The 21,415-nt window shown below is 71.8% G+C and carries 20 protein-coding genes; 9 read left to right on the top strand and 11 right to left on the bottom strand.

From position 1 onward, the window contains the following. Window positions 1–5 precede the first annotated feature (5 nt). Window positions 6–1,727, bottom strand: coding sequence for an urease subunit alpha (locus KKZ08_RS27325; RefSeq protein WP_223776955.1), 1,722 nt, complete (start codon window positions 1,725–1,727; stop codon window positions 6–8). Next, on the bottom strand, window positions 1,724–2,524 hold the full coding sequence (gene ureA, locus KKZ08_RS27320) for an urease subunit gamma (RefSeq protein ID WP_223776954.1): 801 nt from the start codon (window positions 2,522–2,524) through the stop codon (window positions 1,724–1,726). Before ureA ends, KKZ08_RS27325 begins: the two co-directional genes overlap by 4 nt. A gap of 157 nt (window positions 2,525–2,681) precedes the next feature. On the opposite strand from ureA, the gene KKZ08_RS27315 reads away from it, so the two are divergent. After that, window positions 2,682–4,151, top strand: coding sequence for a cytosine permease (locus tag KKZ08_RS27315; protein WP_223776953.1), 1,470 nt, complete (start codon window positions 2,682–2,684; stop codon window positions 4,149–4,151). A gap of 45 nt (window positions 4,152–4,196) precedes the next feature. Here KKZ08_RS27315 and KKZ08_RS27310 read toward each other — a convergent pair whose 3' ends face one another. Continuing rightward, window positions 4,197–5,126, bottom strand: coding sequence for a zinc-binding dehydrogenase (locus KKZ08_RS27310; RefSeq protein ID WP_223776952.1), 930 nt, complete (start codon window positions 5,124–5,126; stop codon window positions 4,197–4,199). A 123-nt stretch (window positions 5,127–5,249) separates the two neighbouring features. On the opposite strand from KKZ08_RS27310, the gene KKZ08_RS27305 reads away from it, so the two are divergent. Next, a complete protein-coding gene (locus KKZ08_RS27305) occupies window positions 5,250–5,885 on the top strand; it encodes a TetR/AcrR family transcriptional regulator (protein ID WP_223776951.1) in 636 nt (211 codons plus the stop codon). Between the two features lie 142 nt (window positions 5,886–6,027). Here KKZ08_RS27305 and KKZ08_RS27300 read toward each other — a convergent pair whose 3' ends face one another. Both KKZ08_RS27300 and KKZ08_RS27295 read right to left on the bottom strand, forming a co-directional pair. Beyond that, window positions 6,028–7,119, bottom strand: a complete 1,092-nt coding sequence (locus KKZ08_RS27300) for a branched-chain amino acid aminotransferase (RefSeq protein WP_223779212.1) — start codon at window positions 7,117–7,119, stop codon at window positions 6,028–6,030. Between the two features lie 258 nt (window positions 7,120–7,377). Further along, a complete protein-coding gene (locus tag KKZ08_RS27295) occupies window positions 7,378–8,427 on the bottom strand; it encodes a 3-isopropylmalate dehydrogenase (RefSeq protein WP_223776950.1) in 1,050 nt (349 codons plus the stop codon). A gap of 128 nt (window positions 8,428–8,555) precedes the next feature. On the opposite strand from KKZ08_RS27295, the gene KKZ08_RS27290 reads away from it, so the two are divergent. Beyond that, window positions 8,556–10,172: a metallophosphoesterase family protein gene (locus KKZ08_RS27290; RefSeq protein ID WP_223776949.1), complete on the top strand. Its 1,617-nt coding sequence runs from the start codon at window positions 8,556–8,558 to the stop codon at window positions 10,170–10,172. Here the strand turns inward: KKZ08_RS27290 and KKZ08_RS27285 are convergent. Both KKZ08_RS27285 and KKZ08_RS27280 read right to left on the bottom strand, forming a co-directional pair. Then, window positions 10,166–10,303, bottom strand: a complete 138-nt coding sequence (locus KKZ08_RS27285) for a hypothetical protein (RefSeq protein WP_167515840.1) — start codon at window positions 10,301–10,303, stop codon at window positions 10,166–10,168. The two genes, KKZ08_RS27290 and KKZ08_RS27285, sit on opposite strands and share 7 nt — an antisense overlap. A 242-nt stretch (window positions 10,304–10,545) precedes the next feature. Further along, window positions 10,546–11,433, bottom strand: a complete 888-nt coding sequence (locus tag KKZ08_RS27280; protein ID WP_223776948.1) for a LysR family transcriptional regulator — start codon at window positions 11,431–11,433, stop codon at window positions 10,546–10,548. Window positions 11,434–11,534: 101 nt separating this feature from the next. Here KKZ08_RS27280 and KKZ08_RS27275 point away from each other — a divergent pair, with 101 nt between their 5' ends. Then, window positions 11,535–12,539 carry an NADP-dependent oxidoreductase gene (locus tag KKZ08_RS27275; protein WP_223776947.1) on the top strand — a complete coding sequence of 335 codons (1,005 nt, stop codon included), beginning with the start codon at window positions 11,535–11,537 and terminating at the stop codon, window positions 12,537–12,539. A gap of 15 nt (window positions 12,540–12,554) precedes the next feature. On the opposite strand, the gene KKZ08_RS27270 is transcribed toward KKZ08_RS27275, so the two are convergent. After that, complete coding sequence (locus KKZ08_RS27270) at window positions 12,555–13,088, bottom strand: GNAT family N-acetyltransferase (RefSeq protein WP_223776946.1); 534 nt, start codon at window positions 13,086–13,088, stop codon at window positions 12,555–12,557. A 78-nt stretch (window positions 13,089–13,166) separates the two neighbouring features. Here KKZ08_RS27270 and KKZ08_RS27265 point away from each other — a divergent pair, with 78 nt between their 5' ends. Continuing rightward, on the top strand, window positions 13,167–13,874 hold the full coding sequence (locus KKZ08_RS27265) for a nitroreductase family protein (RefSeq protein ID WP_223776945.1): 708 nt from the start codon (window positions 13,167–13,169) through the stop codon (window positions 13,872–13,874). Here the strand turns inward: KKZ08_RS27265 and KKZ08_RS27260 are convergent. Next, entirely contained in the window at window positions 13,853–15,004 is a 1,152-nt protein-coding gene (locus KKZ08_RS27260) for an alkene reductase (RefSeq protein ID WP_223776944.1), read from the bottom strand. The two genes, KKZ08_RS27265 and KKZ08_RS27260, sit on opposite strands and share 22 nt — an antisense overlap. Window positions 15,005–15,060: 56 nt before the next feature. Between KKZ08_RS27260 and KKZ08_RS27255 the strand changes: the two genes are divergently transcribed. From KKZ08_RS27255 to bla, 3 genes are all read left to right on the top strand, one after another. Next, window positions 15,061–15,423: a MerR family transcriptional regulator gene (locus KKZ08_RS27255; protein ID WP_223776943.1), complete on the top strand. Its 363-nt coding sequence runs from the start codon at window positions 15,061–15,063 to the stop codon at window positions 15,421–15,423. A gap of 105 nt (window positions 15,424–15,528) precedes the next feature. Beyond that, window positions 15,529–16,425 carry an alpha/beta hydrolase gene (locus KKZ08_RS27250; protein ID WP_223776942.1) on the top strand — a complete coding sequence of 299 codons (897 nt, stop codon included), beginning with the start codon at window positions 15,529–15,531 and terminating at the stop codon, window positions 16,423–16,425. Between the two features lie 2 nt (window positions 16,426–16,427). Further along, the gene (bla, locus tag KKZ08_RS27245) at window positions 16,428–17,315 is read left to right on the top strand and encodes a class A beta-lactamase (RefSeq protein WP_223776941.1); all 888 of its coding nucleotides are present in this window, start codon (window positions 16,428–16,430) and stop codon (window positions 17,313–17,315) included. Between the two features lie 87 nt (window positions 17,316–17,402). Here bla and pruA read toward each other — a convergent pair whose 3' ends face one another. Beyond that, a complete protein-coding gene (gene pruA / locus KKZ08_RS27240) occupies window positions 17,403–19,034 on the bottom strand; it encodes an L-glutamate gamma-semialdehyde dehydrogenase (protein WP_223776940.1) in 1,632 nt (543 codons plus the stop codon). Window positions 19,035–19,087: 53 nt separating this feature from the next. After that, window positions 19,088–20,014, bottom strand: coding sequence for a proline dehydrogenase family protein (locus KKZ08_RS27235; RefSeq protein WP_223776939.1), 927 nt, complete (start codon window positions 20,012–20,014; stop codon window positions 19,088–19,090). Window positions 20,015–20,176: 162 nt separating this feature from the next. Here KKZ08_RS27235 and KKZ08_RS27230 point away from each other — a divergent pair, with 162 nt between their 5' ends. Then, the gene (locus KKZ08_RS27230) at window positions 20,177–21,394 is read left to right on the top strand and encodes a helix-turn-helix domain-containing protein (protein WP_223776938.1); all 1,218 of its coding nucleotides are present in this window, start codon (window positions 20,177–20,179) and stop codon (window positions 21,392–21,394) included. Window positions 21,395–21,415 lie beyond the last annotated feature (21 nt).

Here is a 21,415-nt window from a genome sequence, read left to right as displayed (position 1 = left end):
GAGGGTCAGAGGAAGTAGAGGCGGTTGAGGGAGACCGAGTCGGCGGGCTCGGAGCGGATCGGGTCGCCGTCGAGGGTGACGAGGCCGGTCTTCTGATGCACGTCCACGGCCCCGGTGCGGGAGTTCAGGCGCAGGTCGGCGGGGCCGATGCCGCGCGTGCCGCGCACGGCGACGCGGCGGCGGCGGGTGGGCATCAGGTCGTTGCCCTGGTCGACGGCGGCCTGGGCGACGAACGCCACGGAGATGTCGGCGGGTGTCGCGCCGTACGCCCCGAACTGCGGCCCGAGGACGAGCGGTTCGCAGGTGTCGGTCGCGGCGTTCGGGTCGCCGACGACGCCGTAGGCGGGGAAGCCGGACTTGAGGACGAGCTGCGGCTTGGCGCCGAAGTACTCGGGGCGCCACAGCACGATGTCGGCCATCTTGCCGACCTCGATGGAGCCGACCTCGTGGGCCAGGCCGTGCGCGAGGGCGGGGTTGACGGTCAGCTTGGCGATGTAGCGCAGGACGCGCGCGTTGTCGTCGTGCGGGCCGTCGCCCTCCATGGGGCCGAGCTCGGCCTTCATCTTCCCGGCCATCGCGAAGGTGCGGCGTACGGTCTCGCCGGCGCGGCCCATGCCCTGCGCGTCGGACGAGGTGATGCCGATGGCGCCCAGGTCGTGGAGCACGTCCTCGGCGCCCATCGTTCCGGCGCGGATGCGGTCGCGGGCCATGGCGGCGTCGCCCGGCAGGTCCGTCTTCAGGTCGTGGACGGAGACGATCATGCCGTAGTGCTCGGCGACGGCGTCCCGGCCGAAGGGCAGGGTGGGGTTGGTGGAGGAGCCGATGACGTTCGGGACGCCCGCCATCTTCAGGACGTTCGGTACGTGTCCGCCGCCGCAACCCTCGATGTGGAAGGCGTGGATGGTCCGGCCTTCGAGGACCTTCAGGGTGTCCTCGACCGACAGGCACTCGTTCAACCCGTCGCTGTGCAGGGCGACTTGGACGTCGTGTTCCTCGGCGACGCGCAGTGCGGTGTCGAGCGCGCGGGTGTGCGCGCCCATGTCCTCGTGCACCTTGAAGCCGGACGCGCCGCCCTCGGCGAGCGCCTCGACCAGCGGGGCGTCGTGCGAGGACGAACCCCGGCCGAGGAAGCCGATGTTGACCGGCCAGGCGTCGAAGGCGTTGAACGCGTGGCGCAGCGCCCAGGGCGAGTTGACGCCGACACCCCACACCGGCCCGAACTCCTGGCCGATGATCGTCGTCACGCCGGAGGCCAGCGAGGCCTCCATGATGCGCGGCGAGAGCAGGTGGACGTGGGTGTCGACGGATCCGGCGGTGGCGATCAGCCCCTCCCCCGACACGATGGACGTGCCGGTGCCGACGACGACGTCGACGCCGTCGAGGGTGTCGGGGTTCCCCGCGCGCCCGATGGCGTGGATACGGCCTTCCCTGATGCCGATGGACACCTTGCGGATGCCCTGCACGGCGTCGATGACGACGACGTTGCTGATGACGACGTCACAGGTCTCGCGGACGGCGGCGGCCTTCAGGTGCAGCCCGTCGCGGGCCGTCTTGCCGAACCCGGCGAGGAACTCGTCGCCGTACTTCTGGGCGTCGGACTCGACGCGGATCGTCAGCCCGGAGTCGCCGAGCCGGAGGTGGTCGCCGGCGCGGGGGCCGTGCGTGGCGGCGTACTCGTACGGGCTGAGGCGGCGCGGTTCCGCGGGGTGGCCTCCGGGGCGGCTCATCGCTCGGCCTCCTGGTCGGTCTGGTCAGTCGGTTCCGGTACGCCGCCGGTCTGGTCAGTCGGTTCCGGTACGCCGCCGGTCTGGTCAGTCGGTTCCGGTACGCCGAGGTAGCCGCAGGCGGCGGCGCGGCGCAGTGCCTCTTCGCGGGCGCCGGGCGCGTCCAGCGGGCCGTCCACCAGGCCCGCGAAGCCGATGGCGATGCGCTCGCCGCCGATGGGCAGCAGCCCGACCTCGCCGCTCTCGCCGGGCCCGAAGCGGACGGACGATCCGGCGGGGACGGCCAGCCGCATGCCGTACGCGGCGGCGCGGTCGAAGTCGAGCCGGGGGTTGGCCTCGAAGAAGTGGAAGTGGGAGGTCACGGAGACGGGCACGGTGGCGGTGTTGCGCACGCCCAGCGTCACGGTGGCCGGGGGCTCCTCGTGCGCGGGGCCGGGCAGCAGCGCGCCCGGCGCCTCACTGCCGAGACCGCCGGAACCGCCGGAACCGCCCGAACCCGCGCCGATGGGGTCGGAGACGACCGCGAGGCGCGATCCGTCGTCGAAGACGGCCTCCACGTGCACCTCGGCCACCACGTCGCCGACGCCGGGCAGGACGTCGTCCGGGCCGAGGACGGAGCGGGCGCGCTCGACGGCCTCGGCGAGACGGGCGCCGTCGCGGGCGGCCTCGCACACCGTGTCGGCGATCAGCGCGGTCGCCTCGGGGACGTTGAGTCTGAGGCCGCGCGCCTTGCGGGCCCTGGCGAGCTCGGCGGCCCCGAAGAGCAGCAGCCGGTCGCGTTCGGTGGGCGTCAGTCGCACGCCGTGCACCTCCCTGATCACAGATTTAGAACGCCACTCTAACCACGAAATCCGCACGCCGGAAGCATTGACGCGAGAGGTTGGCGCGGGTCACATTGAGCGCTGCTCAAAACTCTGTGAGCGCCATCGAGATCAGCCGAGCGTCAGGGGCACCCTCATGCCGATAGAACAGCGCGGAGTCGACACCATCCCGGACCGGGAGCGCACCAGCGGCCCCAGAGACCTCGTGTCGATCCTGATCGGCTCCAACCTCTGCCTGGGGGTGATCGTCTTCGGCTGGCTGCCGGTGTCGTTCGGCCTCGGCTGGTGGGAGTCGGTGAGCGCGGTGGTGGCGGGCACGGTGCTCGGCACCGCGCTCACCGCGCCGCTCGCCCTGGTGTCGCTGCGCACCGGGACGAACCTCTCCACCTCCTCCGGCGCCCAGTTCGGCGTGCGCGGCCGGCTCGTCGGCTCGGTCGTCGGCCTGCTGCTCTCGCTCGGCTACACCGCGCTGACCATCTGGATCGGCGGCGACGTGATGGTGGGCACGCTGCACCGCCTGACCGGGCTGCCGACCGGCGGTCTCTCGTACGGCGTGGTCTACGCCCTGCTCGCCGCCGCCACCGTGATCGGCGCCGTCTTCGGCTACCGCGTGCTGCTGCGGCTCTCCCGGATCCTCGCCTTCGGCATGACGGCGCTGCTGATCCTCGGCGTCATCGCGTACGCCCCCGACTTCACGACCTCGGCGCTGCCCGGCGCGGGCGGCTACCTCCTCGGCTCGTTCTGGCCGACCTGGCTCCTCGCCCTGGTCGCGGCGGGCCTGTCGGGGCCCATCGCCTTCATCACGCTGCTCGGCGACTACACCCGCTACGTCTCCCCGGCCCGGCACAGCTCCCGCGCGGTGCTCGGTGCGGCCTGGGCCGGGCTCCTCGCGGGGCTGCTGATCCCGCAGCTCTTCGGCACCTTCACGGCGTACGCGGCGCGCGCCGCCCTCGACTACGCGGGCGGGCTCGTCGACGCCTCTCCCAGCTGGTACCTGCTGCCGCTGCTGCTCGCCGCCTCCGCCGGGTCGGTCGGCAACGCGGGCCTGATGCTGTACTCGATGGGCCTCGACCTGGACGCGATCCTGCCCCGCGCCTCCCGCGCCCGCGCCACGTACACCGTCGCCGTCGCCGCCACGGCCTGCGTCTTCGTCGGCCACTTCGCGTGGGAGGCGCAGGACGCGATGACGTCGTTCGTGCTGCTCCTGACCGCCATCGGAACACCCTGGGCGGTCATCACCCTGATCGGCTTCGCGCGCTGTCGCGGCCAGTACGACGCGGACGCCCTCCAGGTCTTCAACCGCCGCGCACGGGGCGGCGTGTACTGGTACCGCGCGGGCTGGAACGCGCAGGCCACCACGGCCTGGGCGCTCGGCGCCGCCGTCGGGCTGTTCGCGGTCTCCCTCCCCTCGTACGAGGGTCCGCTGCTGTCGCTGACGGGCGGGGTCGACTGCAGCTTCCTGCTGTCCGGGGTGGTGGGTGGCGCGGTCTATCTGGCGCTGACGGCACGCGAGAAGCCGGCCACCGCGGGCGGCGCCCCGACAGCGACTCCGGCCACCGCCGCCATGGAGCCTGCCGTGGACACCTCCGTCGACCACCTGGCCTGACGGAGGCTTCGGCCGGCCGGAGGCCCCGCGGCGGTGCGCCGGGCCTCAGCCGATGTCCAGGATGGCCTTGCCGTGCAGGCGGCGGTCGAGCAGCGCGCCGGCCGCCTCCCGGACCTCGCCCCAGGGGCCCCGCCAGGAGGTGCCGGGGTCGAGCGCGCCCGCCGCCACCTGCCCCGCGAGCCAGGTCAGCGCCCCGGAGATGTCGGCGCAGCCGAACAGGTGGAAGCTGACCACAGAGCGGTCGTGGCGGCCCTGGTCGCCATAGAGGGTCCCGTACGGGAAGTGCTCGGCGTCACCGCCGGAATGCCCGACGGACACCAGCGTGCCGTGCTGCCCCAACTGCTCGTACGCCTCGACGAGTTGCCGGCCGCCGACCACGTCCACCACGCCGTCCACCGGAGCCGCGGCCGCGGCGGGCGTGTGGATCACCTCGTGCGCGCCGAGGGCCCTGAGCGCCTCGCCCCGCCCCTCGGGATCGCCGGTCACCGCGACGACCTCCGCACCGCCCTGCCGGGCGAGCTGCACCGCGTACCGCCCGACGCCGCCGGTGGCGCCCGTGACCATGACGCGTCTGCCGAGGATCGGGCCGATGCGGTCCAGGGCACGCAGGGCGCTGGCACCGGCGACCGGCACGGTGCTGATGGCCCCCGGGTCGGCGCCCTCGGGCACGGTGCCGATCAAGTCCGTGGAGACGGCGCGGAGTTCGGCCCAGCCGCCGGCGCCGTCCACGGTCACCACCGGGGTTCCGGCCGCGGGCCCCGAGCCGTCGGCGGCGGCCCGCTCGACCACGCCGGCCGCGTCCCAGCCGAGGACCGCGCCTTCCTTGGCGTCCTCCAGGACGAAGCGGATCTCTCCGTAGTTGAGGGAGGTGGCGGCCACCCGTACCAGGGCCTGGTGCGGCGCGGGCTCGGGGTCCGGAGCCTCGCCGAGGCGCAGGCCGCCGGGGGCGGAACGGTCGACCAGCAGTGCACGCATGAATGTGAAGCCTTTCGACGTATGCCGACGGGTGGGCGACCCATACTGCCAACTGCCACCGAGTGGCACAAGCCCTCAAGAGGCATTCGCTTCCGCGTCCCATCCGGCCGCTACACTCCCGGCATGGACGCGATGGACCTCGAAGGGCTGCCCCTGCGGGAGCGCAAGAAGCTGCGGACGCGGCAGGCGCTCGTCGACGCGGCGCTGGAGCTGTTCACGGAGCGGGGCTTCGACGGCGTCACGCTCGACGCGCTGTGCGATGCGGTGGAGGTCAGCAAGCGCACGTTCTTCCGTACGTTCAGCAGCAAGGAAGACGTGGCGATGGCGCCGACCCAGGATCTGTGGGTGGCGTTCCTCGAAGAGCTGGAGAAGGCGGAACCGGCCGCGGGGCAGCCGCTGTTCGACGTACTGCGGGACACGCTGCTCGGCGCGGTCGCGCGGATGCCGGGTGAGGGGTGGGCCCAGCGGGTGCTGCTCAGCCGGCGGCTGGCGGCGGTGACTCCGTCCATGGACGCGCATGGCCTCGCGTTCTGCGACCGCACGAGCCGGGCGGCCCTTGTCGCGGCGCGGCGTCGGTTCGCCCTGCCGGGCGGGGGTGATCTGCGCCCCAGGCTGGCGATCGACCTGCTGGTGGCGGCGTTCCACCGGGCGCTGGAGGGGTGGGCCGAGGGCCCCGCGGCGACCCGGGACTCCCTCGCGACGGCAGTACGGGATGCCTGCGGCGCGGTGCCGGGGAGCCTTGCCCTGCCGGCGCGGTAACGGGAGCCGTCACCATGCGACGCGCAAGGCCCCCCAGGGGCGCGGGGAACTGCGCGCCCAGCCCCCACACACCCGCAGCCGAAAACAAAAGGGACCCCGCGCTCACCACAGCCGCGGGGCCCCGACAATCTCCGCCAAGCCCTCAGCCGAGCCCGTGCATCCAGCCATGCACATCCCCGACCGTCCCCCGCTGAATGTCCAGCAACGCATCCCGCAGCTTCATCGTGACCTCCCCCGGCTCGCCACCGCTCTGCCGCCACTCCCCCGCATTGCACTTGACCGTGCCGACCGGCGTGATGACCGCCGCCGTGCCGCAGGCGAAGACCTCCGTCAGCGTGCCGTTCTCGGAGTCGGCCTTCCACTGGTCGATGGAGACGCGGGCCTCCACCGACTCGTACCCGAGGTCACGGGCGACCGTGAGGAGCGAGTCACGCGTGACGCCCGCGAGCAGGGAGCCGGTCAAGGTCGGCGTCACGATCTTGTTCCCGTACACGAAGTACAGGTTCATGCCGCCCAGTTCCTCGACCCACTTGTGCTCGACCGCGTCGAGGTAGGCGACCTGGTCACAGCCCTTCGCCGCGGCCTCGGCCTGCGCGAGCAGCGACGCGGCGTAGTTGCCGCCGGTCTTCGCGTCGCCCATGCCGCCGGGCACCGCGCGCACACGGTCCTCCGAGAGCCAGATGGAGACGGGCTTGACGCCACCGGGGAAGTAGGCGCCGGCCGGCGAGGCGATGACGACGAACAGGTACTCGTTCGCGGGCTTCACACCGAGGCCGACCTCGGTCGCGATCATGAACGGGCGCAGGTAGAGGGACTCCTCGCCACCGTGCGCCGGAACCCACGCCTTGTCCTGCTTGACCAGCACGTCGCACGCCTCGATGAACGTCTCGACGGGCAGCTCCGGCATGGCGAGGCGCCGCGCGGAGGACTGGAAGCGGCGGGCGTTGGCGTCGGGCCGGAAGGTGGCCACCGAGCCGTCGGGCTGCCGGTAGGCCTTGAGGCCCTCGAAGATCTCCTGGGCGTAGTGCAGGACGTTCGTCGCCGGGTCGAGCGCGAGCGGGCCGTAGGGGACGAGCTGACCGTCGTGCCACCCGCGGCCTTCCGTCCACTTGATCGTCACCATGTGGTCGGTGAAGTGGCGACCGAACCCGGGGTTGGCCATGATCGCCTCGCGCTCCGCCGCGGCCAGCGGCGACGAGGAGGGCTTGAGCTCGATGGTCGGCGTCGTCGTCATGAGTGCTTCGTCCTTCACGGTGTGATGGTGACGGACCGCGCTCACGCCCGTACCGAGCGGTACTCCCACCGGTACTACGACGTCCGAGCTTCCCTGTCTTCACGGCCCCACGTTCGATTATCGCTCGCGGGGTCCCGAGGAAGAAACGGCATGAATGCGGCCCGGGGATCGATGGTGACACCCCGGGGCCGCATACGAGAAGCCGCCGGGTGTCCTGAGGGGACCCGGCGGCTTCCGTGTGATCTTCGAGCTGCCGGGTCAGCCCGCTACTCGTACGGCGAGCGCGTCGCCGATCTGCTCGGTGCTGCGCACGCTCTCCCCGCGCTCGGCGAGGTCCGCGGAGACGGCGGCCTCGATGCGGGCGGCCTCGGGCTCGTACCCGAGGTGGCGCAGCAGGAGGGCGACGGAGAGGACGGTGGCCGAGGGGTCGGCCTTGCCCTGGCCCGCGATGTCCGGCGCCGAGCCGTGCACGGGCTCGAACATGGACGGGAACTCGCGGCTCGGGTTGATGTTGCCGGAGGCCGCGACGCCGATGCCGCCGGAGACGGCCGCGGCGAGGTCGGTGATGATGTCGCCGAAGAGGTTGTCGGTGACGATCACGTCGAAGCGGCCGGGGTCGGTGACCAGGTAGATCGTCGCGGCGTCGACGTGGATGTAGTCGGTGGTGACCTCGGGGAACTCCTTGGCCACCTTATTGAAGACGTTCGTCCACAGGTGTCCGGCGTAGGCGAGGACGTTGTTCTTGTGGACCAGCGTCAGCTTCTTGCGCGGGCGGGCCTGCGCGCGGGCGAAGGCGTCGCGGACCACGCGCTCCACGCCGAAGGCGGTGTTGACGGAGACCTCGGTGGCGACCTCGTGCGGCGTCCCGGTGCGGATCGACCCGCCGTTGCCGGTGTAGGGGCCCTCGGTGCCCTCGCGTACGACGATGAAGTCGATCTCGGGCTGGCCCTTGAGCGGGGTCGCGACCCCCGGGAGCAGCTTCGAGGGCCGCAGGTTCACGTGGTGGTCGAAGAGGAAGCGGAGCTTCAGCAGGAAGCCGCGCTCCAGGACACCGGAGGGGACCGAGGGGTCGCCGATCGCGCCGAGGAGGATCGCGTCGTGCCGCTTGAGGGCTTCGACGTCGGCGTCGGTGAGGGTCTCACCGGTGGCGTGGTACCGCTTGGCGCCGAAGTCGTACTCCGTGGTCTCCAGCTTCACATCCGGCGGGAGGACGGCGCCAAGGACCTTGAGCCCCTGGGCCACGACTTCCTGGCCGATGCCGTCACCGGGGATCACTGCGAGATTGAGGATGCGAGAGCTAGCCGACATGCGGGCAGCCTACTCTTCGTCCCAGGGGATGACATGAGCTGTCCGACATGCGGACATCTGCTCGGCAGACAGGTTCTGTTCACTCCGATGTGTGGCGGGAGTTGGGCGACGCTGGGAAATTCCCTGCCATGGACACACCGAACCTCGGCACTCCGAACCTCGGCATTCCGGAGCGGCTGGCGGCCCGGATGAGCATGCCGGAGCAGCACGAGTACCTGCGCGGCAAGCTCTCGCGACGCAAGGTGCTCGCCCGTTCGTTCGCGGCGGCGGGGACGGTGGCCGGCGCCGGTCTGCTCACGGGCAGTTCGAGCACCGTGTACGGGCATGGCGTGCCGGCCGCGCACACGTCGAGCGCCCCGGCCGCCCCGGTGCGGGTCGACGGCAAGCTGGTCGCGCCCTTCGGCCGGCATCTGGCGTTCGGGGCCGACCCGAGGACGCAGATGCGCGTCTCCTGGCAGGTGCCGCTCGCCGTCAAGTCCCCTTACCTGCGGGTGGGCCCGAAGCCCTGGGAGTTGAGCCAGAAGATCGAGGCGGAGGTACGCGACCTGCACACGCCCTCGCTCTCCAAGAAGCTGCCGACCGTGGAGCAGTACTACCTGCACGCGGCGCTCGACGGCCTGGAGCCCGGCACGACGTACTACTACGGCGTCGGCCACGACGGCTTCGACCCGGCCTCACCCGAGCGGATGGCGACGGTCGGCTCGTTCAGGACGGCGCCCGCACGGGCGGAGAAGTTCGTGTTCACGGCCTTCGGCGACCAGGGCGTCAGCTATCACGCGCTCGCCAACGACCAAGTGATCCTGGGTCAGAACCCGGCCTTCCATCTGCACGCGGGCGACATCTGCTACGCGGACACCACCGGGCACGGCAAGGACTCGGACACCTATGACGCGCGCGTATGGGACACCTTCCTCGCCCAGACGGAGTCCGTCGCGCAGTCGGTGCCGTGGATGGTGACGACCGGCAACCACGACATGGAGGCGTGGTACTCGCCGAACGGCTACGGCGGGCAGTCCGCGCGCTGGTCGCTCCCCGAGAACGGCTTCGACCCGCGGAGCGCGCCCGGCGTGTACTCCTTCACGTACGGCAACGTCGGCGTCGTCGCGCTGGACGCCAACGACGTCTCGTACGAGATCCCCGCCAACCGGGGCTACACGGACGGGAAGCAGACCGCCTGGCTGGACAAGCGGCTGGGCGAGCTGCGGACGGAGGACGGCGTCGACTTCGTCGTCGTCTTCTTCCACCACTGCGCCTACTCGACGTCGCGGCACGCCTCCGACGGCGGGGTCCGCGACGCGTGGCTGCCGCTGTTCACGAAGCACCAGGTGGACCTGGTCGTCAACGGCCACAACCACGTCTACGAACGCACCGACGCCATCAAGGGCGGCGAGGTCGGCAAGCCCGTGCCGGTCGGCGCGTCGACCGATCCGACGCGCGACGGCATCGTGTACGTCACCGCGGGCGGCGCGGGCAAGGACCTCTACGAGTTCGGCCCCGGGGTGAAGGACAGCTACGAGGGCGACGTCCACGATCGCGACGAGATCGCGACCTTCCGCTGGACGAAGTCGCGGCGGGCCGACCCCGAGAAGGTCGCGTGGTCACGGGTGCGCTACACCGGTTTCTCGTTCCTCGCGGTGGAGGTGAGCGCGGGCGCGCGCCCGAAGCTCTCGGTCTCCGCACTCGCCGAGAGCGGCGAGCGCGTCGACCACTTCGAGGTCGTACGCGGGGCGCGCGGGTCTCAGTGACCCGTCTCCCCGCCGTTGTCCCTGCGGTCGAGGGCGCGCTGGAGGGCCAGGGCGGCGTTCTTGCGCTCGGTGCGCTCGGAGTCGCTCTTGCGGGAGGTGTGACGGACTCGGCGGACGGTCGTCTCGGCCATGGGAGATCCACTCCTTGAAGCAAAGAAAAGGGAGATTTTCGAGACTCCCCCACTGCCTAATGGGCGTGGGGGAACCCCCAAGCGACGGGGAGCTGCGGAGCGGCAGGGTTCGCCTGCGCTGGGCTCCGGCTCACGACCGCCATTCGCTTGATCGAGCGAGACGTTCGGCTCCTACAAAGCTAAGGCAGGCCGGAGCGTCTGTCTCCACAATTACTCGGGCTTCCTACTATCTGAGACGGGCTTCACGCGTGCGCCGCTCTCAGTTCGCGGATCAGGGCCCGTACTCCGACGGAAGAGGCCAGCTCAGGGGTGGTGACATAGCCGACGGAGCGGGTCGGGCGGTCCGCCCCCAGGTCGGTGATCTCGACGGAGTCGGGCGCTCCGGTCAGCGAGAGGGCGGGCATGATCGCCATGCCGTGGCCGTTGGCCACCATCGAGAGCACCGCGCCGTCGTCTTCCGTCAGGACGGTCGCCCGCGGGATCCAGTCCTGCCCGGCCCACCACGCGCGCGTATACGACCCGCAGTTCTCGTGCCAGTCCACCAGCGGCAGGGAGCGCGGGTCGGGATGGCCCGCCGGGTGCACGAGGGAGTACGGCTCGTCGAGGAGTACGCCGCCGATGAGCCCGGCGGGCACGGGCGAGGAGCCGCCGAGCGTCGCGATGCCGAGGTCGGCGCGGCCCTCGGCGACCTCACCGGCGGTGCCCGCGCCCAGCTCGCGCACGACTCTGACCTCCGGGCGGATGCCGGGGTGGCGGGCGGCGAGGCGCTCCAGGGCGGCCGGGAGCAGGTGCAGGGCCGCGCTGCGGAAGGCGGCGATGCGCAGGGGGCCCTCGACGACGCCCCTCTCGGCGCCGCGCGCCTCCGTCACCAGGGTGTCGAGCAGCCGCAGGACGCGCCGGGCGTAGGCGGCGGCGACGGCTCCGGCGGCCGTGGGCGTCGCCCCCTTGCGGCCCCGCTCGAAGAGCACGGCGCCGACCTTGCGTTCCGTGCCGCGGATGGAGTGCGAGACGGCGGACTGGGTGAGGCCGAGGGCCCGCGCGGCGGAGGAGAACCCGCGCTCGCGGTCCACGGCGGCCAGGACGCGCAGCTCGTGCGGGGCGAGGTCGGCGGCGGTGTACGCGGCGTCCATCAGGGCTCCCACCTGCTTCTATGAGGGCCCTTCATGGATCAGGGCGTTCCATGAGCGCAACCCTCTGCCCGAGCCCCGCATTCCTGCCTACGGTCACGGACATGACCGAGACCGCGCTCACCGTGCACCAGACCGCCCGCCCCCACGGCTTCCCCACCGCCGCCCACTTCGCGTTCGTGGAGTCCCCGCTGCCCGCGCCCGCCCCGGGCACCGCCCTCGTCGAGAACCTCTACTGGTCCGTCGACCCCTACCACCGCGAGATGATGGACGGCGACTTCGCGCTGAACGCCCCGCTGGAGGGCCGCACCATCGGCCGTGTCGTCGCCTCCCGCGACCCGGCCCTCACCGAGGGGGAGATCGTCTTCCACCGGCAGGGCTGGCGTACGCACTCCGTGGTGAAGCCGGACGAGGTGCGGCGCCGCCCCCGCTTCGAGGGCGTGCCCCTGACCGCGTATCTGGGCATCCTCGGCGGCACCGGCCTGACGGCGTACGTCGGCCTCACCCGCATCGCCGAACTGCGCGAGGGCCAGGACCTGTTCGTCTTCGCCGCGGCGGGTGGCGTCGGCACGGCGACCGGGCGCCTGGCCCGCCTCATGGGCGCGGGACGGCTCGTCGGCAGCGCCGGTTCGGCGGCGAAGGCGGCGTACCTCACCGAACACGTCGGCTACGACGCGGTCTTCGACCACCGCTCGGGACCGGCCGCCGGCCTCCTCGCCGAGGCCGTGCCCGACGGCATCGACGTGTACGTGGACAACGTGGGCGGCGAGCAGCTGGAGGCGGCGATCTCCGCGCTGCGCGAGCGCGGGCGGATCGTACGCGTCGGCACGATCGCGCAGTACAACGCGACGGGCACGCCGTACGCGCTGCGCAACCTCCCCGACATCGTCGAGAAGAGCCTGCGCATGGAGGGCTTCCTGGTCCGCGACTACCCGCATCTCCAGGAGGAGTTGTACGGGTTCGTGGTGCCGCATCTGCGGAGCGGCCGGGTCGCGCTCGACGAGACGGTGGTCGAGGGGTTCGACCGGATCGTGGACGCGTTCCTCGGGATGCTGCGGGGCGAGAACCAAGGGAAGATGATCGTCCGCGCGGCCGGGGCCGAGGCCTGACGCGGCCGCGGGTGGTCAGAACACGTCTCCGTCACGCCAGTCGATGAGGAGCTCGTGCGCGGGGTCGAGGCCGGCGCCCCACAGCAGCGGCGGGTCCTCGTCCGGCAGGTGGAGCGCGCCCGCCGGGCCGAGCGTGCCGACCCGACCCTTCCACCGCTGCCAGCCGCGCGCGAGGTAGAGCCGCTCCCCCTCGTCGGACGCCGACAGGGCGCCCATCGCGTACGCCTTGTCGATGACGCGTTCCAGTGCGCCCATCACCTGGCCGCCGAGCCCCTGCCGCCGCAGGCCGGGGCGGACGGCGACCGCTTCCACGTAACCGACGCGCAGGGAGCGGCCGTTGTGCAGGATCCGCCGCTGCACCACGGAGCCGTGCGCGAGCAGTGTGCCCGCGCCGTCGTGGACCAGGGCGTGCACGCCGCCGAGGCCGTGGTCCCAGTCCTGGTCGCTGAAGTCGCCGTCGAAGGCCTCGTCGAGCAGAGCGCGGGCGGCGCGCAGGTCGGCGGCGGTCAGGTCGCTGGTGTGGGCGGTACGCAGGGAGTTCTCCGTCACCTTCCCACCGTACTCAGCCCGGATCTGATTGGTCTGCACCATGGCGCGGAGGCCGGTGCCCGCAGCAGAATCGGACGCATGCCTGAGACCGAGCAGCAACGAGAGTGGACCCCCATCCATGGCGAGCCCTACCGCTCCGTGCCGTACCGGCCCGTGCGGATGCCCGAGGCCCAATCCCTGGATCGGGCGGCGGAGTTGCGGAAGCGGATGCAAGAGCGGCGCACGGTGCGGCAGTTCGCCCCGGACCCGGTGCCCGCGCAGGTGGTGCGGGACGCCATCGCGTGCGCGGCGACGGCGCCGTCCGGGGCGCACCAGCAGCCGTGGACGTTCGTCCTCGTCCAGGACCCCGATGTCCGCCGCCGCATCCGCGAGGCCGCCGAGCACGAGGAGCGCGTCTCGTATGACGGGCGGCTCGGCGAGGAGTGGCTGGCGGCCCTGCGGCCCCTCGGCACGGACGAGGTGAAGCCGCACCTGACGGACGCGCCCGCGCTGATCGTCGTCTTCCAGCAGCGGTACTGGCTGGGCGAGGACGGCACCAAGCACAAGCACTACTACGTGGACGAGTCGGTCGGCATCGCGGTCGGGATGCTGCTGTCCGCCCTGCATCTGTCCGGCCTCGCCGCGCTGATCCACACGCCGAGCCCGATGCGGTTCCTGTCCCAGGTGCTCGGCCGCCCCGAGAACGAGAAGGCGTTCGCGGTGATCCCCGTCGGGTATCCGGCGCCGGACTGCCAGGTCCCCGACCTGGTGCGCAAGTCGCTCGATCAGGTGCTCATCGAGGTCTGAGCGGAGGTCTGAGCGGAGGCCTGAGCGGATACGAGCCGGCTCTCCTGGGCGAGGGTGGGGTAGTCGGTGTAGCCCTCGGCGCCCTCCGCGTACAGGTGCGCCTCGTCGATCGGCCGGAGGGCCGCGCCGGCCGCGAACCGCGCCGGCAGGTCGGGGTTGGAGATGAACCCCCGCCCGTACGAGACGAGGTCGGCGACCCCGGACGCGAGCAGGGCCTCGCCCGCCTCCCGCGTCGTGGGGTCGCCGTTCTCGCCGACGTTGGCGATGAGGAGGCCGTGCCAGCGGGGGCGCAGGTCGGCGAGGGCCGGGTAGCGGTCGTTGTCGGTGAGGTGGAGGTAGGCGAGACCGAGCCCGTCGAGCTCGTCGAGCAGCGCGCTGTAGACCGGGCCGGGGTCGGCCTCCGCCATGCCGAACTGCGGGTTGCCGGGCGACAGGCGCAGCCCGAGCCGTGCGGCGCCGATGGCGTCGGCCACCGCGCGCACCACCTCGACGGCGAAGCGGATGCGGTCGGCGATGGAGCCCCTGCCGTACTCGTCGTCGCGGAGGTTGCTGTTGTCCGCGAGGAACTGGTGGATCAAGTAGCTGTTGGCGCCGTGCAGTTCGACTCCGTCGAAGCCCGCCGCGATGGCGTTGCGGGCGGCGGCCACGAAGTCCCGCACGGCCGTGTGGATGTCGTCCCGGGTCATCTCGCGCGGCGTGACGGCGTCGGCCTTGCGGTGTCCGGGCACGTGCACGGGGCTCGGGTCCACGAGCACGGCGGACGGCGCGGCGGGCACGTCACCGTCGACGCGGGACAGCGGGTGGCCGTGACGGCCGCCGTGCATCAGCTGGGCGTATATCCGGCCGCCCGCGGCGTGCACGGCGTCGGTGACGCGCCGCCAGCCCTCGATGTGCGCGGCGGTCTCCAGCCCCGGGTAGCGCCAGCCGCTCTGGCCGCGGCTGCTGGGCCAGATGCCCTCGGTGACGATGAGGCCGGCGCTCGCACGCTGGGCGTAGTAGTCGGCGACGACCGGCAGCGGCGTGCCGTCGGCGGTCGCCCGCAGCCTGGTCATGGGGGCCATCACCATGCGGTTGGGGAGAAGGCCGAGGGGGCCTGCGGAATAGGGCTCGAGAAGCGTGGTGTTCGTCATGCCGGAACGGTAGAAGTTGACACCGGTGTGAGTTTCAAGTGCGGAGGTCCGCGAGGATGAGAATCGGCGAGCTGGCGAAGCGCACCGCCGTGAGCGAGCGTTCGCTGCGCTACTACGAGAAGCAGGGGCTGCTGCACGCGGACCGTACCCCGGGCGGCCACCGCGACTACCCCGAGAGCGCGGTGGACCGGGTCGTCCACATCCAGGAGCTGTTCGCGGCGGGCCTGTCCAGCGCGAAGATCGTCCAACTCCTGCCCTGCATGCGGGACCAGGACGGCGGCCCCTCGGAGAAGGCGACGCCGTGGCTGGTCGACGAGCTGACCCAGGAACGCGCGAGGATCGACCGCCAGGTGGAGGACCTGCTGCGGGCCCGCGAGGTACTGGACGAGGTCATCACGGCGGCGGGCCGGACCCACTGACCCTCCCCCACGTCCACTAACCGCTCACAACACATTGACCGGTTAGGTGTTCGCGTGCTCTACTCGCCCCACGCCAACCACCAAAGCGCATTTCAGGGGTTAGAGATGAGCAGCGCGCACCGGAACCGCACCCACTACCGCTCCACGACCGTCCGGGGCCACGAGATCGCCTACCGCGAGGCAGGCCCCGCCGACGCCCCCGCCCTCCTCCTGCTGCACGGCTTCCCGACCAGCTCGCACATGTTCCGGGACCTCATCCCGCTGCTCTCCCACCGCTACCGCGTCATCGCCCCCGACCACATCGGCTTCGGCCGCTCGGCGGCGCCGGCCGCCGACGAGTTCACGTACACCTTCGCCGAACTCGCCGAGGTGACCGCCGAGTTCGCCGACGCCGCAGGTCTTGACCGCTTCGCGCTGTACGTCCAGGACTACGGCGCCCCGATCGGCCTGCGCCTCGCGCTCGCCCACCCCGAGCGTGTCACCGCGATCGTCACGCAGAACGGCAACGCGTACGAGGAAGGCCTCGGCGCCGAGGCCTGGGCGCCGGTCCTCGCCTACATCGCGGACCCGAACGAGAAGACCGCCGCGCCCATCCGGGAGATCCGTTCCCTGGAGGGCATCACGTGGCAGTACACGCACGGCGTCCCCGACCCGAGCCTGCTGAACCCCGACGCCTGGCACCACGACGCGGCGCTGATGGCACGCGAGGGCCAGGACGCGATCCAGCTCGCGCTCATCGGCGACTACGGCGCCAACATCGGCCTGTACCCGGCGTTCCAGGAGTACTTCCGCACCTCCCGGGTCCCGCTGCTCGCGGCCTGGGGCGCCCACGACGAGATCTTCGTGCCACACGGCGCCCTCGCCTTCCTCCGCGACCTCCCGGAGGCCGAGGTGCACCTGCTGCCCACCGGGCACTTCGCCCTGGAGACGCACGCCACGCAGATCGCCGGGCTGATCGACGACTTCCTGGCCCGGCACCAGGGCCCCCGGGTACGGTCGTGATCATGAACGCAACCCCCTCCCGCAGAACCCTCCTTGGCGCCGCCGCCGTCGCCCCCGTACTCCTGTCCGTGCCCGGCACCGCGCACGCCACCGCCTTCCCTGACGCCCGGCGGCGGCTGCGCGAGCTGGAGAAGGGCTATCCGGGCCGCATCGGTGTGCACGCCCTGAACACCGGTACCGGCGCCACCCTCGGCTACCGCGCGGACGAACGCTTCGCCATCGCCTCCACGTTCAAGGTGCTGGCCGCCGCCGCGATCCTGCGCAGGGCGCGCGAGCAGGAGCCCGGACTGCTCGACGTACTGATCCGGTACGGGCGCGACGACCTGGTCACGCACTCGCCGAGGTGCGAGATGCACCTCGAAACCGGCATGACGGTACGGGAGTTGTGCGACGCCACGATCACGTACAGCGACAACGGCGCCGCCAATCTGCTGATGCGGCGCATCGGCGGGCCGTCCGGCATCACCGAGTTCGCCCGCTCGCTCGGCGACTCCCGCACCCGCCTCGACCGCTGGGAGCCCGACCTCAACACCAACGTCCCCGGCGACCGGCGCGACACGACGACCCCCGCGTCCATGACGGCCGACCTGCACAAGTTGATCCTCGGCGACGCCCTCCACCCGCGCGACCGCGACCAGCTCATCCGGTGGCTCCTGGAGAACACCACCGGCGACAAGCGGATCCGGGCCGGCCTCCCGAAGGACTGGCGGGTCGGCGACAAGACCGGCAGCCCGGCCTACGGCGGAGTCAACGACGTCGCCGTCGCCTGGCCGCCGCGCCAGGCCCCCTGGATCATCTCCGTCTACACGACCCGCCTCGACCCGGACACCCCCGGCGAGGACCGCATCGCCGAGGACATCACCCGGATCGTCGTCGACACGCTCGGCTGACCCCGGACACGACACCGCCTCCGACCGGGGTGGGGCCCAGATCGGAGGCGGGGTTCAGGGGCGGGCCGGTGCGGCCCGGGGAGGGCGTCAGCCCATGTGCGGGTAGCCGTACTCGGTCGGCGGCACCAGCGTCTCCTTGATGGCGCGCGTCAGCGTCCACCGCTGGAGGTTCTGCGGGGCGCCCGCCTTGTCGTTGGTGCCGGAGCCACGGCCGCCGCCGAAGGGCTGCTGGCCGACGACGGCGCCGGTCGACTTGTCGTTGATGTAGAAGTTGCCCGCCGCGTAGCGGAGCTTGTCCATCGTGTACGCGGCCGCCGCGCGGTCACCCGCGATGACCGAGCCGGTGAGCGCGTAGTCCGAGACCGACTCCATCTGGGCCAGCATCTCGTCGTAGTTCTCGTCCTCGTAGACGTGGACGGCGAGGAACGGGCCGAAGTACTCGGTCGTGAAGACCTCGTTGGCCGGGTCCGTGCACTCGACGACGGTCGGGCGCACGAAGTAGCCGACCGAGTCGTCGTAGGTGCCGCCCGCGACGATCGTGCAGGTGTCGTCCGCCTTGGCGCGGTCGATGGCCGCCTTGTTCTTGGCGAACGCGCGCTCGTCGATGACGGCGCCGATGAAGTTCGTCAGGTCGGTGACGTCACCCATCTTGATGCCGTCGACCTCGGCCGCGAACTCCTCCTTGAAGCCCGAGTTCCAGATGGAGGCCGGGATGTACGCGCGCGAGGTCGCGGAGCACTTCTGGCCCTGGTACTCGAAGGCACCGCGGGTCAGCGCGGTCTTGAGGATCGCGCGGTCGGCGCTCGGGTGGGCGACGACGAAGTCCTTGCCACCGGTCTCGCCGACGAGACGCGGGTAGGTGCGGTACTTCGCGATGTTCTCGCCGACCGTCTTCCACAGGTGCTGGAAGGTCGGGGTCGAGCCGGTGAAGTGGATGCCGGCCAGGTCGCGGTGGTTCAGGGCGACCTCGGAGACGGCGATGCCGTCACCGGTGACCAGGTTGATGACGCCCTTGGGCAGCCCGGCCTCCTCCAGGAGCTGCATGAGCAGCACGGCGGCGTGGGTCTGCGTCGGGGACGGCTTCCACACGACCACGTTGCCCATCAGGGCCGGGGCGGTCGGAAGGTTGCCCGCGATGGCCGTGAAGTTGAACGGCGTGATCGCGTAGACGAAGCCTTCGAGCGGGCGGTGGTCCAGGCGGTTCCACACGCCGGGGGCGTTCGCCGGCGGCTGCTCGGCGAGCAGGTCACGGGCGTACTTGACGTTGAAGCGCCAGAAGTCGACGAGCTCGCAGGGGGTGTCGATCTCGGCCTGCTGGGCGGTCTTCGACTGACCGAGCATGGTGGAGGCGGCCAGCGTCTCGCGCCACGGGCCGGACAGCAGCTCGGCGGCGCGCAGGATGATCGCGGCGCGGTCGTCGAAGGACATCGCGCGCCACGCCGGGGCGGCGGCCAGGGCGGCGTCGATCGCGTCCTGGGCGTCCTGCTGCGTGGCGCCGCGGCCGGTGCCGATGACGGCCTGGTGGTTGTGCGGCTGCACGACCTGGAAGGGCTCGCCGCCGCCGAGGCGCTTGACGCCACCGATGGTCATCGGCAGCTCGATGGGGTTCTCGGCCAGCTCCTTGAGCTTGATCTCCAGGCGGGCGCGCTCGGGGGAGCCGGGGGCGTAACCGTGCACCGGCTCGTTGACCGGGGCGGGGACCTGAGTGACAGCGTCCATGAGTTCCGTATCTCCTTAAAAGGGTCGAGGGGGGTGGGAGCTCAGCCCTTGGTTCAGTCCTTGGTGAGGATGGAGCGGGCGAAGAAGAGCAGGTTCGCCGGCTTCTCCGCGAGACGGCGCATGAAATAGCCGTACCAGTCGGTTCCGTAGGCCGTGTAGACGCGCATCCGGTGGCCCTCGGCGGCCAGCCGCAGGTGCTCGTCGCTGCGGATGCCGTACAGCATCTGGAATTCGTACTCATCCAGTTTGCGCCCCGCACGCCGCGCGAGCTCCTGTGCGATGGAGATCAGGCGCGGGTCGTGGGACCCGATCATCGGGTACCCCCCGCCCTCCATCAGGATGCGCAGGACACGGACGTACGCCTTGTCGATCTCGGCCTTGTCCTGGTACGCGACCTCGGCGGGCTCCTTGTAGGCGCCCTTCACGATACGCACACGGCTGCCGTTGGCGGCGAGGCGGCGGGCGTCGGCCTCCGTACGGAAGAGGTAGGCCTGGATGACGCAGCCGGTCTGCGGGAAGTCCTCGCGCAGCGCGTCGTGGATGGCGAACGTCGAGTCGAGGGTGGTGTGGTCCTCGGCGTCCAGGGTGACCGTGGTGCCGATGGCGGCGGCGGCCTCGACGACGGGGCGGACATTGGCGAGGGCCAGCTCGTGGCCGCCCTCCAGCGATTGGCCGAACATCGACAGCTTCACGGACATCTCGGCCTTCGTGCCGAGGCCCAGGTCCTTCAGGCGGTCGATGAGCTCCAGGTAGGCGTCGCGGGCCGCGTGGGACTGCTCGACGGTGGTGATGTCCTCGCCCACCACGTCGAGGGTGACCTCAAGGCCCTTGTCGGCGGCGTCCACGATGATCGGGACGACCTGGTCGACGCTCTCACCGGCGATGAACCGGGCCACGACCTGCTTGGTGCCGGGGGCCGCCGAGACGAAACGGCGCATCTTGTCGCTGCGTGACGCGGCGAGAATCACGGGACCCAGCACGGGGCACCTCCACGGGTGTACGAAATCGAGTGCCCTACCGCCATAGTCCTACGGGGAGGTGACTCGGCGGTACGGCACGGAGAACCACCGTGAAATCTAAGGATCACCCCCGCCCCGAACCATCGACACCTGTCACGCATCCGTGCCCTGGATCTCATACAGATGTCTGAGAAACCGGGCGCCCTGGGCGAGAATGGACAGGTGAAGGGCGACTACCAAGAACTGGTCGACGAGATCTCGGCGCTGCTCGGCGCTCCCGCGACCCTGGAGAACCGCGATTTCGAGCTGATCGCCTTCGGCGCGCACGACGGCGGGGGCGACGGGGACAGCGGCTTCGACGCGACCGCCCTCGACCCGGTCCGCACCCGCTCGATCCTGACGCGCCGCTCCACGGCCGAGGTCCGCGCCTGGTTCGAGGGCTTCGGCATCACCCGCGCCACCGGCCCGGTCCGCATCCCGCCCACCCCCGAGGCGGGCGTCCTGCGGGGCCGGATCTGCCTGCCGGTGCGCCATCGGGGCTTCGCCCTGGGGTACGTATGGCTGCTCGACGACGAGCCGGGCCCGACCGAGCGGCAGCTGGGCGCCGCCATGGAGGTGACGGCCAGGATCGGCGCGCTGCTGGCCGACGAGGCGCAGGCGGGCGCCGATCTGACCCGGGAGTTCCGCGCGGTCCTGACCGCCGAGCGCGGCTGGCAGCGGGACATGGCGGTGGCCTCCTTGCGCACCGCTCTGGGCTCCGGCGCCGACGGGCTGCACGCGGTGGTGTGCGTGGCCCCCTGGCCGTCCGCCGACCCGGAGGCCGCCCCCGCCGTCCGCACGGTGCCGTCCGCCGCGGCGATCTGCACGGTGCCGTGGGGCACGACGGGCCAGTCCCTCGCGGCGCTGGTCCGCCTCCGCTCGGCCGACGTGCTCTCCCCCGCGCACACCGCGGCCGCGCGCCTCCTGGAGACCGCGCGGGGCGCCGCTGCCGGGAGTGCCGCCGGGATCGCCGGGGCCCGGCAGGGCCTGGAGGACCTGGGCGCCGCCTGGTGGGAGGCGTCCGGGGCGGCCCGCGCGGCGCTCGCCGAACGGCGCTTCGGGCCGGTGGCGCAGTGGTCGGACGTGGGTCCCTACCGGCTCCTCACGGCCCTGCCCCCGGAGGCGGCGCACGATCCGGTGGCCCGCGCGCTGCTGTCCCCCGCCCACCGCGAACTGGCCCGCACCGCCGAGGCGTTCCTGGACTGCGCGGGCCAGGCGGGCCGCACGGCGGCGGAGTTGGGCATCCACCGGCAGACGCTCTACTACCGCCTCTCGCGCGTGGAGCAGCTCACGGGCCTGGACCTGGACGAGGGCGAGGACCGGCTGCTGCTGCACATGGTCCTGAAGTCGTCACGACTGTGATTACGGGACAGCCCGGGTGGT

It is taken from the genome of Streptomyces sp. 135, assembly GCF_020026305.1.
GTDB lineage: Bacteria > Actinomycetota > Actinomycetes > Streptomycetales > Streptomycetaceae > Streptomyces.
Note: the sequence above shows the minus strand (reverse complement) of the source record. Positions and strands in the feature narration are given on the sequence as shown.

Bases quoted from the DNA above. Each gene is read 5' to 3' on its own strand.
- KKZ08_RS27325 (WP_223776955.1), bottom strand. From the start codon at position 1,727: ATGAGCCGCCCCGGAGGCCACCCCGCGGAACCGCGCCGCCTCAGCCCG.
- KKZ08_RS27315 (WP_223776953.1), top strand. From the start codon at position 2,682: ATGCCGATAGAACAGCGCGGAGTCGACACCATCCCGGACCGGGAGCGC.
- KKZ08_RS27310 (WP_223776952.1), bottom strand. From the start codon at position 5,126: ATGCGTGCACTGCTGGTCGACCGTTCCGCCCCCGGCGGCCTGCGCCTC.
- KKZ08_RS27305 (WP_223776951.1), top strand. From the start codon at position 5,250: ATGGACGCGATGGACCTCGAAGGGCTGCCCCTGCGGGAGCGCAAGAAG.
- KKZ08_RS27300 (WP_223779212.1), bottom strand. From the start codon at position 7,119: ATGACGACGACGCCGACCATCGAGCTCAAGCCCTCCTCGTCGCCGCTG.
- KKZ08_RS27295 (WP_223776950.1), bottom strand. From the start codon at position 8,427: ATGTCGGCTAGCTCTCGCATCCTCAATCTCGCAGTGATCCCCGGTGAC.
- KKZ08_RS27290 (WP_223776949.1), top strand. From the start codon at position 8,556: ATGGACACACCGAACCTCGGCACTCCGAACCTCGGCATTCCGGAGCGG.
- KKZ08_RS27285 (WP_167515840.1), bottom strand. From the start codon at position 10,303: ATGGCCGAGACGACCGTCCGCCGAGTCCGTCACACCTCCCGCAAGAGC.
- KKZ08_RS27280 (WP_223776948.1), bottom strand. From the start codon at position 11,433: ATGGACGCCGCGTACACCGCCGCCGACCTCGCCCCGCACGAGCTGCGC.
- KKZ08_RS27275 (WP_223776947.1), top strand. From the start codon at position 11,535: ATGACCGAGACCGCGCTCACCGTGCACCAGACCGCCCGCCCCCACGGC.
- KKZ08_RS27265 (WP_223776945.1), top strand. From the start codon at position 13,167: ATGCCTGAGACCGAGCAGCAACGAGAGTGGACCCCCATCCATGGCGAG.
- KKZ08_RS27260 (WP_223776944.1), bottom strand. From the start codon at position 15,004: ATGACGAACACCACGCTTCTCGAGCCCTATTCCGCAGGCCCCCTCGGC.
- KKZ08_RS27255 (WP_223776943.1), top strand. From the start codon at position 15,061: ATGAGAATCGGCGAGCTGGCGAAGCGCACCGCCGTGAGCGAGCGTTCG.
- KKZ08_RS27250 (WP_223776942.1), top strand. From the start codon at position 15,529: ATGAGCAGCGCGCACCGGAACCGCACCCACTACCGCTCCACGACCGTC.
- bla (WP_223776941.1), top strand. From the start codon at position 16,428: ATGAACGCAACCCCCTCCCGCAGAACCCTCCTTGGCGCCGCCGCCGTC.
- pruA (WP_223776940.1), bottom strand. From the start codon at position 19,034: ATGGACGCTGTCACTCAGGTCCCCGCCCCGGTCAACGAGCCGGTGCAC.
- KKZ08_RS27230 (WP_223776938.1), top strand. From the start codon at position 20,177: ATGTCTGAGAAACCGGGCGCCCTGGGCGAGAATGGACAGGTGAAGGGC.